Below are 12,379 nucleotides of genomic sequence, written 5' to 3' on the forward strand. Positions count from 1 at the left end.
CCTAATAACTGGTTGTTACCTAGTTTGTTGCAGTCAATCATCGTTTCACTAAGCCAAGAGTATGGCGCAAGAGCGGCTGCTTAAAAATAGAAAGGTTATCCATCGCGGCTAAGGCTGTATTTCGCCCAATTCGCATCGCGAGTAAATCGTTTGAAAAAACATGGACTAACGAGCTTGTTAGCCAAATGGTTTCGTTGCGGTCTGCTTCTCGGCGTTGACTAAAGCGGATCAGGCCTTGGTAACGCCCAACATCTTCACCTTGCTTGGCCAGTTCCTCAGCGAGAGTGACCACGTCTCGGATCCCCAAGTTGAAGCCCTGCCCAGCAATCGGATGCAGCGTTTGTGCTGCGTTACCGACTATCGCAAAACGGTGTGAAATATTTTGCTTACGGTGACGAAGCAACAACGGATAGCTCGCACGGAGGCCCACTTTTTGCATCGCACCTAATCGCCAACCAAAATCTTGCTGAAGCCGTTCAAGAAATTCGCTTTCAGACAATTCCATTACAATTTGAGCTTCATCAGGGCGTAAGCACCACACGAGCGACATTCGATTATCACTCATTGGCAGCAGGGCAACTGGGCCGTTTTCAGTAAAACGCTCAAATGCGCGACCTTGATGCGGCTCTTGAGTCACAATATTGGCAATTACGGCAACTTGGTCGAAATCATGCTCAGAAAGCTCCAAACCAATTTGCTGACAACATTGCGAAACCGCACCATCGGCGGCAACAAGTAATTTCGCATTAAGCAACTCACCACTAGCAAGCTCAATCGTCACATTTTCTTGAGTTCGGGTAATGTGCTTCGCGGAGTCTGGGCAGTACAAATCGATAGCGGTACTGTGAGTCAGCAATTCTTGGTAAACACGACCAACATCGGCTAACTCTACGACATAACCTAACGCTTCAACGCCAACGTCGTGCTTAGTGATGTCCGTCATTCCCGCATGAGAACGATCGGACACATGGATGTGTTCAATCGGGGTCGAAAAAGGTTCAATCGCAGACCATAACGCTAAGTGACGCAGCAGGTTAACCGTACCATAAGACAAAGCAATCGAGCGCGAATCAAAGCCCGGATGCTGATCCGATTGCGCTTTAAACGGTTCAACAACGGCAACACGCAAAGCCCCTTGAGACAAATGCTCAATCGCTAAAGCTAGTGTAGCCCCAGCCATGGCACCACCAGCAATTACTACGTCATATTGCTTCATGTTAACCTCTGGTCTATCTAGATTAATGGATCGTCGGTTTGCTTTCGCTGCTTTCTGGGCGAGCTCCGAACTCTGCATGAATGGTAAGTACGCAAGCTTTCACGTGTTCAATGACTTGTTCCAGCAATTGTGCTTGTTCACCAAAGTCATCATCTTCATCAATGCCTAACTTGGCAATTTCTTCTAGGTCAGCCAACGCTTCTTTTGCATCATCCGATGCATTGTTCAGCGCAATGCCTGCTAAACCAAGACCAGAGATAAAGTGATTCACAAAATCAGACAAGCTATCTGCCAACGCGAATAAACCCTCTTCGCCCGACTCATCCGGCAGAAGTAGTGACAGCTCCATGGATGAACCCGTTAGCTCGTTCGCCGTCACTTTGAAGACCGTCTGTGCAAAAGCTAACGCCGTCGTTGGCCAGCCCATGCCATCATTGGTGTAATCGAATAGAATTGGTTGCCAGGTTTGATCGTTAATCGCCAATCCACCACTTAGCATGCCGACAAGCAAACCGTGCAGCTCCGCAGGTGTCACAGCTAAACTTGCAGATTGTAGCTCTGCAGCAATAGATTGATATTCTGGAAGGGTGATTTCACTCATAACTTGGCTCATTCTTGCGTAATAATGTATCGACATATCCTACCATCAAGGTTAGTCGTCTGAAACGGCTATCAAATTCAATTTTGAACACCATTTGTTCAATTTGCCCAATTCCTGTGTGATCACGTCATCATTTCTCTTTCTGTGATGGGAAATGCTTGAATCTTAATAACGGTTTTCCTATAGTTTCCTCCTCGGTAGTTGCACGTAGCAACACCTTAGATAGCGCGAATATAGAGTTTATTCATCATGAGCAATCAAGCGATCGACGTAGAAATACTAGGCAAAGTTACACGAGTAAATTGTCCAGCAGGGCAAGAAGAGTCTCTCGTTGCAGCAGCAAAAGATCTTGATCGCCGATTGAAAGAGATGAGCGAACGTACTAAGGTAACCAATGAAATTCAACTGCTGACGTTTGCTGCATTAAACATTTGTTATGAGTTGCACACCAAGTCATACGAATCAAACGGTCAACAGCAAGAAATTACTGAGCGCATGGAAAAGCTCACCGCGTCTTTAGAGAACGCACTAAGTAAAGTTACGCAAGGACAGCCGTAGATACAAAATTTACCCTGGGGTGTTCGTCAGACGGATTTAAGTCCCTGAGCCGATAAGCAATACCAAAGGGTTAGTACTTGATAGCTATTGAGCAAGCTTGGCATGCACCGAGAAGCCTACGGTTATCATTGCTGATCCGCCTTGAACCAGCTGGTTCAAGGGCCACAATCCTCAACGGCACCCTGGGGTATTCCTCTATGTCAGAACTTTCTCGACAAGACTTTCGTAAATTGATCCGTGAAAAACGCAACGCCTTGTGTAGCGATACGCAGTTTCAAGCGGGGCTCGACCTAGTCAGTCAATTTTCCCAACTTCCTGAAATCCAGCATTCTCAGCACATTGCTATTTATCTCTCTGCCGATGGTGAACTCGATACGAAGCCACTGATTGAATGGTTATGGCAACAGGGAAAGTCGGTGTATTTACCCGTCATCCATCCGTTCTCAAAAGGCCAGTTATTGTTTCTTCAATACGTGAATGAAGATCAACTGGTCTACAATAAGTACCGCATTCTCGAACCAAAACTCGACATTCGCCACCTTCTTCCCGTCAAACAATTAGATGTAATCTGCACACCTTTGGTCGGCTTCGACAGCATCGGACACCGCTTAGGTATGGGCGGAGGCTACTACGATCGCACTCTTTCTCATTGGTTCAAGACAGGAGAAGGTGCCAAACCGATTGGCATTGCTCACGATTGCCAGCATGTAGAAAGCTTACCAATTGAAAGCTGGGATATTCCATTACCTAAGATCGTGACTCCAAGCCAAATATGGCAATGGGAAAAGTAACGCTTAGCCGCTATAATCACGCCCGCAAACGTTAACGAACATCTATTCAGGAGATTGGCATGACTCAAGATGAAATGAAAAAAGCGGCTGGTTGGGCAGCACTTAAATATGTTGAGAAAGGCAGCATTGTCGGTGTTGGCACAGGCTCTACCGTGAATCACTTCATCGATGCACTAGGCACTATCAAAGATGATATCAAAGGTGCAGTGTCTAGCTCAGTTGCTTCTACAGAGCGTCTAAAAGAGCTTGGTATTGAAGTTTTTGAGTGCAACGACGTAATTAAGCTAGACGTATATGTTGATGGCGCAGACGAAATCAACCCTGCGCGTGAAATGATCAAAGGTGGCGGTGCTGCGCTAACTCGTGAAAAAATCGTTGCAGCAATCTCTGAAAAGTTTGTATGTATCGTTGACGACACGAAAGCGGTTGACGTGCTTGGCCAGTTCCCTCTTCCAGTGGAAGTGATTCCAATGGCACGTTCTTACGTTGCTCGTGAGTTGGTGAAACTTGGTGGCGACCCTGCATACCGTGAAGGTGTTGTAACGGATAACGGCAACATCATCCTAGATGTGCACAACATGCAAATCACCAACCCGAAAGAGATGGAAGACAAAATCAACGGTATCGCGGGTGTAGTAACGGTTGGTCTTTTTGCTCACCGTGGTGCTGATGTTGTGATCACTGGTACGCCAGAAGGCGCAAAAATTGAAGAGTAAATAACAGCCATGAATCGGTCTATCTGATTCAGTTTTCTGTTATTTCATTACAGACGGTGCTGCAAGGCACCGTTTTTTATTCCTTTCTCTAAGAAAATTATCTCTTATTCCGTAATTTTCTTACCCAAAGCAATTTTTTTTTGTTACTTTATTGAACAGAAGACGCACAAGGAAACGTTTGTCCTCCTACAAAACTATTAATTATCCCCTTTTTAATGGTTTTGCCCAATGTGCGCCACATTAGCCCACCTTTCCATTTTAAGGACGAGAAAAAATGGCCAAAGTTTCACTGGAAAAAGAAAAGATTAAGATCCTCTTACTCGAGGGACTTCACCCTTCTTCAGTTGAAGTTCTTCAAGCAGCTGGTTACACCAACATTGAATATCACAAAGGTTCGCTTTCAGAGGAAGAACTGATTGAAGCAGTTAAAGATACGCACTTCATCGGTATCCGCTCCCGAACGAATCTATCCGAGGAAGTGATCAATGCGGCAAACAAACTGGTTGCGATTGGCTGTTTTTGTATCGGAACTAACCAAGTCGATCTTGGTGCGGCGGCAAAACGTGGTATTCCTGTATTCAATGCACCGTTTTCAAACACGCGAAGTGTAGCAGAACTCGTGCTTGGTCAGATTCTTCTGCTCCTTCGTGGGATTCCTGAAAAGAACGCTTTAGCGCACCGTGGTATTTGGAAGAAGAGCGCAGACAACTCTTACGAAGCGCGTGGTAAACGTCTTGGTATCATTGGTTACGGCCATATCGGTACTCAGCTGGGCATTATTGCTGAAAACTTAGGTATGCGCGTGTACTACTACGACATCGAAAACAAACTATCACTTGGCAACGCAACGCAAATCCACACGATGAGCGAGCTGCTAAACAAATGTGATGTTATTTCGCTGCACGTACCAGAAACACCTGAAACGAAGAATATGATGGGCGAAGAAGAATTTGCTCGCATGAAGCCTGGCGCAATCTTCATCAACGCCGCTCGCGGTACCGTTGTTGATATTCCTGCGCTTTGCCACAGCCTAGAAGCAGGTCACTTAGCTGGCGCAGCAATCGACGTATTCCCAGTTGAACCAAAAACAAACGCTGACCCGTTTGAATCTCCACTACAGAAATTCGATAACGTCATTCTAACGCCACACGTGGGCGGCTCTACTCAAGAAGCACAAGAAAACATCGGCGTGGAAGTAGCGGGTAAACTGGCGAAATATTCAGATAATGGTTCAACACTATCAAGCGTTAACTTCCCTGAAGTATCTCTGCCTGAACACGGTCGTGAGTGCTCTCGCTTGCTGCACATTCACAAAAACCGCCCAGGTATTCTGACTCAAATTAACACCATCTTCGCAGAAGAAGGCATCAACATCGCAGCGCAGTACCTACAAACTGAAGCTGAGATCGGCTACGTAGTTATTGATGTGGAAACTGAGCGTTCAGAAGAAGCACTAACGAAGCTGAAAAGCATTGAAGGCACGATTCGTGCTCGTATTCTTCATTAAGAATGAATCCATACAACAAAGGCAGGGATTATCCCTGCCTTTTCTTTTTGTGTTACCAAAACAAATTATTTTAATTTGTAAACCACATCCACTTGGTCACGAATTACAAGAGTCGAGTCTTGGTAACTGTTCGAACCTTGCTTGCTGTCCATCGCCATTGAGCGCATCAACACAGGCTGTACATGCATTTGGTTATAGTTAATTTGCCAGATGCCGCCGAGTTTTTTATCAAAGCCAGATGCAAGCGATGCCGCTTTTTCTCTCGCATCTTTGATCGCAGCCATGCGTGCTTTTTGTTGGTATTCCGCTTGATTGCTCACTTTCAATTGGATGTTGTCGACCTGATTAATGCCAGCTTTCAACGCCATATCCAAATACTGGTTAAGATCGGCTAAATCTGTCACTGTTACATTGATGCTGCGTGATGCTCTGTATCCAACCAACTCCGCTTTGCCCGATTTAGGGTAGTGATACTGAGGCGCAAGATACAGGTTTGAGCTGGTGATATTATCCTTTGATAAACCAGCATCAGACAGATATTGGAGAAAATCTTCGACTGTTTTATCGACTGATTGTTTTGCTTGTTCCGCTGTCATGGTGGTATCCACCACTTTTACAGAAAAGGTCGCCATGTCTGGTGTTGCGACCACCTCACCGTAACCCGTTGTTGTTACGTGAGCAAATTCAGGCACATCAGCCAAGACTGAAACACTGCTAAGACTAAGAGCTGAAGCCAGCAAACACGAATACAGTTTCATTCGACAAATCCATCCATATCAATAGTGAAGTGTCTCCACAAATCAGCATCACGACTTTGTTAAGTCGCCGAGCTGTAGGAGTAAGTGGTTTCATAATAGAAACTTCCGGTGATTATCCAAGTTCCTAACTTCACTTCTAACACAACTTTGACTGTGTAACTTTGGTGTAATTTCAACCATTCGTCATTTAATATTCGTCAGAAATGGTCGTCTATTCAATCACTACTGTGGTAAATGACGCTGTGCATAATTGACAATCGCTTGTGAAATCTCCTGCAATACGCCAGTTTCCAACTGCCAATGGTGCCAATAAATACGATAAGACATCAGGAAGCCAGGCGTAATATCAATTAACGAGCCTTGCTCTAACTCATCAGTAATTTGCAAACGAGGGATCAAACAATATGCCACTCCAGCTAACGCCATTTTGAGAAAAGCCTCTGAGCTGCTGATGTTGTGATGAATCACGCTATCAGGACGCACATTGAAATGCTCCGTGAGAAACTTTTTATGTAAGTCATCATACTGATCGTAGGAAACCGCTGGCGCCTTTGTTAAGGTCTGATTGTTTACACCTTCAGAAAAGTAACGCTGATAAAACTCAGGGTTAGCCACACAAACGTAATCAATTCGTCCTAAGTAATCGGCGCGACAATTTGGTATCGCTTGAGACTCTAAACTGATCGCCCCTGCGACCTCACCACTTTTCAGTTTTTCTATTGAACGTGATTCACCGTAAATCGTCAGCTTCAACTCTACTTGACGAGTTTTCATGACGTCTTGCAAAGCTGGGAGTAACCACGTTGCCAAACTGTCGGCGTTAGTAGCCAAAGACAGTTGCACTGGGCGCGTTGTAGTATCGTTTTTGATCTCAGGTAAAATTTCGTGCTCTAGCAACCGAACTCGGCGGTAAAGCCCCAATAGTTTTTTCCCAATGGGAGTTGGCTTGGGTGGCTGCTCTCGAATTAACACAGGTTGCGCCAAGAATTTTTCGAGCTGTTTAATACGCTGCGAAATGGCAGATTGTGAGACAAACAGATGCTCAGCAGCTCGTTCAAAACTGCCTTGATAAACAACGGCATCCAAGGCTTCTATCCATTTGTAATCCAACCCTCGCATTCACTTTCTCCCAAAAAACCAACACCAAACCGTTAAATAAGCAACTCTAATAATATATTAAAATCATTAATTATACTTATTTAACCAAAGCCATTATCTTTCTCGTCTCTGTCGTTTCTTAATTATTTGAGGTGTATCGTGAGCTTTTGGGTTTTATTGCAAGGATTTGGTTTAGGGGCATCGATGATCATTCCGATCGGAGCACAAAATGCGTATGTCTTGAATCAAGGCATAAAGCGCAATCACCACCTGACGACAGCCACTATTTGTAGCGTCCTAGATATGATCTTCATTTCTCTAGGTATCTTTGGTGGTGGTGCTATTCTGTCTCAAAATGAAATCCTACTGACATCGGTGACGCTTGGTGGTATTGCCTTCCTGAGCTTCTATGGACTACTTTCGCTTAAAAGCGCATTCAAGCCAGAGAATGAATCGGAATCAAAAGGAGAAGTCGTAGCTCGTGGACGCCGAACGGTCATTTTAGGCGCATTAGCTGTCACCGTGCTCAACCCACATTTGTACTTAGATACCGTTGTTATCTTAGGCTCAATCGGTGGACAATTTGAAGGCCATGATCGAATCGCTTTCGCGTTAGGCACTATTATGGCGTCATTTGTTTGGTTCTATACCTTGTCGATGGGCGCCGCAAAACTCGGGCCTACGCTATCTAAACCGAACGTAAAAAAAGGCATCGATATCGCCGTTGCACTGATGATGTTCACCATTGCTTATGTACTCGCGAGCGAGCTCATCACTAAATACTGGTAATCCAAACCAAAGGATATGAATGACATGGAGTCACTGGAAAACATCTATCGCATCAACAAAGAGCGATTGCATTCGCTCTCGATTCCATTTCGAGAATGGCAACACGAAGCCATTCTCGACTTCGACACCGACCTTAAAGTCGCGAAAGAACTAGGCTGGCAAGGCACACATAGCAAAAGCTTGTTCTTAAAACTCAAAGGTGGCGGGTATGCCGTGTTCATTACCGATAAAGACTCTCGCCTTGATGCCAAAACGATTAAAGCAATATTAGGCAAGCGACCTTCTATTAGCAGTGATGAACTCATGCAGGAATTACTTGGCTGCCTACCCGGTGCCGTTTGCCCGATAGGTTTACCACCAGAGGTTGCGATCGTGGTGGATACCAAGCTCTATCATCACGAAGAGTTGCTTTATACACCAGGGCTACCAGAGCGCACCTTCGGTATTGCAGGTATTCATTTAAAACCACTCTTACAGATAGGTAATAACCCTCTGTTTGAAATATAAAAAAAGCGAGGCTAGTGCCTCGCTTTTTAGATTATCTATCGTTCGAATTAAGATTCGACACGGTTCAAATGAACATCCATTTGTGGGAATGGAATTTCGATACCGTTCTCGTCCAATGCTTCTTTAATGCCTTGCATTGAATCAAAGTACACACCCCAGTAATCCGCAGTTTTAACCCAAGGGCGCACTACGAAGTTAACTGAAGAATCTGCTAGTGTTAGAACACCGATAGTCATATCAGGATCTTTCAAGATACGAGGATCTTTTTCTAGCGTTTCGCGAATCACTTTCTTCGTTAGCTTAAGATCGGCTTTGTATGAAACACCGATAACCAAGTCTACGCGTCGCGTTGCATGGCGAGAGTAGTTCGTGATTGCACCACCAATAACAGACGAGTTAGGTACAACAACCATTTTGTTGTCTGGTGTTTTTAGAACTGTTTGGAAGATTTGAATCGCTTCAACACTACCCGCTACGCCGCCAATCTCTACATAGTCGCCAGATTTAAATGGACGGAATGCTACAATCAGTACGCCTGCCGCAAAGTTTGATAGAGAACCTTGTAGAGCAAGACCAACAGCAAGACCTGCCGCACCGATTACAGCAACAACAGATGCCGTTTGAACACCTAAGCGGCCCAGAGCTGCGATAAGTACGATAACGAATAGTAGGTAACGAACAAGACCGTGAATAAATTCTACGACCGCCTTATCCATGTTTTTCTTTTCAAGTACTTTGGAAACACTGCCAGCGACTGCTTTAACGATAATATTACCGATAAATAGGATAATCAGCGCTGAAATAATGTTCACACCGTACTGAATAAGTAGGTCTGAGTTGTTTGTAAGCCAAGTCTCAGCTTGAGTCAGCCCATCTGTTAGAGTGGTATCGATACCCATCGATTCACCTGCCATAATTCTTATCCTCAAAAATAAAGATATATAAATCTAATTGCCGTTAACTTATGAGCCTTGTTTTTTATAGGCCCTTATCTACAACAATATCCCTATTGCCCAACTGAACAGTGTCAGATTTTTGGCACGATATCCCAACTTTGACATTTTGCAAAGTCAGAGTTTCGCAAAGATATGCAAAACAAGGCTTTATCAGAATTTTCTGATATCGACCTGTTACAGAGTACGCAATGCTTTAACATTTCGCCACTTCTATTACCTAGATTCATGCGAAGCGGCTAAAAAACAACCTAATGATTATTGGCGCATTATTAATACGTACTTACATGCCCCTATCCATTCTTCTATTCAGCATGGGTAATAAATCTATTAACGTTGAAGAAAGCCAAATGACAGACACAAAAAAACCCGCTCAAAGAGCGGGTTTTTAGATAACTCAATTCAGACGAATTATAGTACGTCGATTGCGTTAAGGTCAGCAAATGCTTGCTCAAGACGAGTAACCATTGAAGCTTGACCAGCACGTAGCCATACGCGTGGATCGTAGTACTTCTTGTTTGGCGCGTCTTCGCCAGTTGGGTTACCGATTTGACCTTGTAAGTAATCGTGGTTTTCAGCTTCGTACTGACGGATACCATCCCAAGTTGCCCACTGTGTATCTGTATCGATGTTCATTTTGATAACACCGTAGCCGATAGATTCACGGATTTCTTCTAGAGAAGAACCAGAACCACCGTGGAATACGAAGTTTAGAGAGTTCGCTGGAAGACCGAATTTCTCAGAAACGTACGCTTGAGAATCACGTAGGATAGTTGGAGTTAGAACAACGTTACCTGGCTTGTAAACGCCGTGTACGTTACCGAAAGATGCTGCGATAGTGAAACGGTGGCTGATAGCGTTTAGTTTCTCGTATGCGTATGCAACGTCTTCTGGAGAAGTGTATAGCTCAGACGCGTCCATATCAGAGTTGTCAACGCCGTCTTCTTCACCACCAGTACAACCAAGTTCGATTTCTAGAGTCATGTTCATTTTAGCCATGCGCTCTAGGTACTTAGCAGAAATTTCGATGTTCTCTTCTAGAGACTCTTCAGAAAGGTCGATCATGTGAGAAGAGAATAGAGGTTTACCAGTTTGCGCGAAGTACTCTTCACCAGCGTCTAGTAGACCGTCGATCCATGGTAGAAGTTTCTTAGCAGCGTGGTCAGTGTGTAGGATTACTGGAACACCGTAAGCTTCAGCTACAGCGTGAACGTATTTCGCACCAGCAACAGCACCTAGGATTTGAGCTTCTTGACCTTCAAGTTTTAGACCTTTACCAGCAAAGAAAGCAGCGCCACCGTTAGAGAACTGAACGATAACTGGAGCTTTAACTTTTGCAGCTGCTTCAAGTACTGCGTTTACAGAGTCAGTACCAACACAGTTTACTGCTGGAAGTGCAAAGTGGTTTTCTTTTGCAACTTCAAATACTTTCTGAACGTCATCGCCAGAGATAACACCTGGTTTTACGAAGTCGAAGATCTTAGACATGGATGTAATCCTATTTATCTGTCGTTTTTAAACAAAACTTGTTAAGTTGAAAATCTTGCAAACGTTTGCTCACAACTGAGGCTATTCTAGCAGAGTTCCTCTCACGTTGCAGCAAACAAGAAAGCGGGAGAGTAACTCCCCCGCTTTGCTTTAATTACTTAGCGCGTGCTTCTAGCATTTCTACTGCTGGAAGAACTTTACCTTCTACGAACTCAAGGAAAGCGCCGCCGCCAGTAGAGATGTAAGATACGTCAGCTTTGATACCGAACTTGTCGATAGCTGCTAGCGTGTCACCACCACCTGCAACAGAGAAACCTTCAGAAGCTGCGATAGCTTCAGAGATACCTTTAGTACCTGCTTCGAAGTTCTTGAATTCGAATACACCTACAGGACCGTTCCATAGGATAGTTTTCGCGTTTTTAAGGATTTCAGCTAGAGCTGCTGTTGATTCTGGACCAAGGTCGAAGATCATGTCGTCATCTTGTACTTCAGAAACGTGTTTGATTTCTGCTTCTGCGTTCTCGTCGAATGCTTTCGCACATGCAACGTCAGTTGCCACTGGAATTGCACACTCGTCCATTAGCTTCTTAGCAGTGTCTACTAGGTCAGCTTCGTATAGAGATTTACCAACGTTGTGACCAGCAGCAGCGATGAATGTGTTAGCAATACCACCACCAACAACAAGTTGGTCAGCGATTTTAGATAGAGATTCAAGAACAGTTAGCTTAGTAGAAACTTTTGAACCACCTACGATAGCAACCATTGGACGAGCAGGCTTGTCCATTGCTTTGCCTAGAGCTTCTAGTTCGTTTGCTAGTAGAGGGCCAGCACAAGCTACAGGAGCGTGCATACCAACGCCGTGAGTTGACGCTTGAGCACGGTGAGCCGTACCGAATGCATCCATTACGAATACGTCACATAGTGCTGCGTATTTCTTAGATAGCTCTTCTTCGTTTTTCTTCTCGCCTTTGTTGAAGCGAACGTTTTCTAGAACTACAAGCTCACCAGCGTTTAGCTCTAGGCCATCTAGGTAATCTTTAGCAAGTTTAACTTCGCAATCTAGTGCGTCGTTTAGGTAGTTAACAACTGGTTGTAGAGAGAACTCTTCAGCGTATTCACCTTCAGTTGGACGACCTAGGTGAGAAGTAACCATTACTTTAGCGCCAGCTTCTAGGCAGTGCTTAATAGTTGGAAGAGATGCGATGATACGTGCATCAGAAGTTACTTTACCGTCTTTTACTGGCACGTTTAGGTCAGCACGGATGAATACACGTTTACCTGCAAGATCCAGGTCAGTCATCTTGATTACAGACATGATGTGTCCTCTCAAATATTTAATAATTAAAGTTTTTGAAAACTCGGCAACCCTGCCAAGCCTGTTAATTCTTCAAACTGGT

13 protein-coding genes and 1 other RNA gene are annotated in these 12,379 nt (G+C 44.5%); 7 read left to right on the forward strand and 7 right to left on the reverse strand.

The genetic code is table 11. The features are described from left to right. Positions 1-37: 37 nt before the first annotated feature. Together ubiH and NL646_RS14765 are read right to left on the reverse strand one after the other, a co-directional pair. Positions 38-1,216 carry a 2-octaprenyl-6-methoxyphenyl hydroxylase gene (gene ubiH, locus NL646_RS14760; RefSeq protein WP_253664366.1) on the reverse strand — a complete coding sequence of 393 codons (1,179 nt, stop codon included), beginning with the start codon at positions 1,214-1,216 and terminating at the stop codon, positions 38-40. Positions 1,217-1,238: 22 nt separating this feature from the next. After that, on the reverse strand, positions 1,239-1,817 hold the full coding sequence (locus NL646_RS14765) for a YecA family protein (RefSeq protein WP_005457285.1): 579 nt from the start codon (positions 1,815-1,817) through the stop codon (positions 1,239-1,241). A gap of 249 nt (positions 1,818-2,066) precedes the next feature. On the opposite strand from NL646_RS14765, the gene NL646_RS14770 reads away from it, so the two are divergent. The 5 genes from NL646_RS14770 (at position 2,067) to serA (ending at position 5,389) form a co-directional block, all read left to right on the forward strand. After that, complete coding sequence (locus NL646_RS14770) at positions 2,067-2,375, forward strand: cell division protein ZapA (RefSeq protein ID WP_005484120.1); 309 nt, start codon at positions 2,067-2,069, stop codon at positions 2,373-2,375. Between the two features lie 8 nt (positions 2,376-2,383). Next, a non-coding RNA gene (gene ssrS, locus NL646_RS14775) (6S RNA) lies at positions 2,384-2,568 on the forward strand. 4 nt (positions 2,569-2,572) lie between these two features. Further along, complete coding sequence (locus NL646_RS14780; protein ID WP_029843005.1) at positions 2,573-3,166, forward strand: 5-formyltetrahydrofolate cyclo-ligase; 594 nt, start codon at positions 2,573-2,575, stop codon at positions 3,164-3,166. Positions 3,167-3,225: 59 nt separating this feature from the next. Beyond that, the gene (gene rpiA / locus NL646_RS14785; protein ID WP_005493901.1) at positions 3,226-3,882 is read left to right on the forward strand and encodes a ribose-5-phosphate isomerase RpiA; all 657 of its coding nucleotides are present in this window, start codon (positions 3,226-3,228) and stop codon (positions 3,880-3,882) included. A 274-nt stretch (positions 3,883-4,156) separates the two neighbouring features. Beyond that, positions 4,157-5,389: a phosphoglycerate dehydrogenase gene (gene serA / locus NL646_RS14790; RefSeq protein WP_005482463.1), complete on the forward strand. Its 1,233-nt coding sequence runs from the start codon at positions 4,157-4,159 to the stop codon at positions 5,387-5,389. 65 nt (positions 5,390-5,454) lie between these two features. Here serA and NL646_RS14795 read toward each other — a convergent pair whose 3' ends face one another. Then, positions 5,455-6,147, reverse strand: coding sequence for an oxidative stress defense protein (locus NL646_RS14795; protein WP_005482489.1), 693 nt, complete (start codon positions 6,145-6,147; stop codon positions 5,455-5,457). Positions 6,148-6,369: 222 nt separating this feature from the next. Beyond that, a complete protein-coding gene (locus tag NL646_RS14800; RefSeq protein ID WP_140126529.1) occupies positions 6,370-7,266 on the reverse strand; it encodes a LysR family transcriptional regulator ArgP in 897 nt (298 codons plus the stop codon). A 138-nt stretch (positions 7,267-7,404) separates the two neighbouring features. On the opposite strand from NL646_RS14800, the gene NL646_RS14805 reads away from it, so the two are divergent. Then, positions 7,405-8,034, forward strand: a complete 630-nt coding sequence (locus NL646_RS14805) for a LysE/ArgO family amino acid transporter (RefSeq protein ID WP_025623201.1) — start codon at positions 7,405-7,407, stop codon at positions 8,032-8,034. 24 nt (positions 8,035-8,058) lie between these two features. Further along, positions 8,059-8,541 (forward strand): YbaK/EbsC family protein, encoded by a 483-nt coding sequence (locus NL646_RS14810; RefSeq protein ID WP_253664367.1) that lies wholly within the window; start codon positions 8,059-8,061, stop codon positions 8,539-8,541. A gap of 47 nt (positions 8,542-8,588) precedes the next feature. On the opposite strand, the gene mscS is transcribed toward NL646_RS14810, so the two are convergent. From mscS to NL646_RS14825, 3 genes are all read right to left on the reverse strand, one after another. Further along, a complete protein-coding gene (gene mscS / locus NL646_RS14815) occupies positions 8,589-9,455 on the reverse strand; it encodes a small-conductance mechanosensitive channel MscS (protein ID WP_005482477.1) in 867 nt (288 codons plus the stop codon). Between the two features lie 450 nt (positions 9,456-9,905). Beyond that, on the reverse strand, positions 9,906-10,982 hold the full coding sequence (fbaA, locus tag NL646_RS14820; protein WP_005482445.1) for a class II fructose-bisphosphate aldolase: 1,077 nt from the start codon (positions 10,980-10,982) through the stop codon (positions 9,906-9,908). A gap of 154 nt (positions 10,983-11,136) precedes the next feature. After that, positions 11,137-12,297: a phosphoglycerate kinase gene (locus NL646_RS14825; RefSeq protein WP_005482432.1), complete on the reverse strand. Its 1,161-nt coding sequence runs from the start codon at positions 12,295-12,297 to the stop codon at positions 11,137-11,139. Positions 12,298-12,379: the final 82 nt, after the last annotated feature.

The sequence above is a fragment of the Vibrio sp. Y20_XG_PY13 genome, assembly GCF_024181925.1.
Lineage (GTDB): Bacteria > Pseudomonadota > Gammaproteobacteria > Enterobacterales > Vibrionaceae > Vibrio > Vibrio parahaemolyticus.

Excerpts from the sequence above, each read along its gene's own strand:
- ubiH (WP_253664366.1), bottom strand. The coding sequence starts at position 1,216 with ATGAAGCAATATGACGTAGTAATTGCTGGTGGTGCCATGGCTGGGGCT.
- NL646_RS14765 (WP_005457285.1), bottom strand. The coding sequence starts at position 1,817 with ATGAGTGAAATCACCCTTCCAGAATATCAATCTATTGCTGCAGAGCTA.
- NL646_RS14770 (WP_005484120.1), top strand. The coding sequence starts at position 2,067 with ATGAGCAATCAAGCGATCGACGTAGAAATACTAGGCAAAGTTACACGA.
- NL646_RS14780 (WP_029843005.1), top strand. The coding sequence starts at position 2,573 with ATGTCAGAACTTTCTCGACAAGACTTTCGTAAATTGATCCGTGAAAAA.
- rpiA (WP_005493901.1), top strand. The coding sequence starts at position 3,226 with ATGACTCAAGATGAAATGAAAAAAGCGGCTGGTTGGGCAGCACTTAAA.
- serA (WP_005482463.1), top strand. The coding sequence starts at position 4,157 with ATGGCCAAAGTTTCACTGGAAAAAGAAAAGATTAAGATCCTCTTACTC.
- NL646_RS14795 (WP_005482489.1), bottom strand. The coding sequence starts at position 6,147 with ATGAAACTGTATTCGTGTTTGCTGGCTTCAGCTCTTAGTCTTAGCAGT.
- NL646_RS14800 (WP_140126529.1), bottom strand. The coding sequence starts at position 7,266 with ATGCGAGGGTTGGATTACAAATGGATAGAAGCCTTGGATGCCGTTGTT.
- NL646_RS14810 (WP_253664367.1), top strand. The coding sequence starts at position 8,059 with ATGGAGTCACTGGAAAACATCTATCGCATCAACAAAGAGCGATTGCAT.
- mscS (WP_005482477.1), bottom strand. The coding sequence starts at position 9,455 with ATGGCAGGTGAATCGATGGGTATCGATACCACTCTAACAGATGGGCTG.
- fbaA (WP_005482445.1), bottom strand. The coding sequence starts at position 10,982 with ATGTCTAAGATCTTCGACTTCGTAAAACCAGGTGTTATCTCTGGCGAT.
- NL646_RS14825 (WP_005482432.1), bottom strand. The coding sequence starts at position 12,297 with ATGTCTGTAATCAAGATGACTGACCTGGATCTTGCAGGTAAACGTGTA.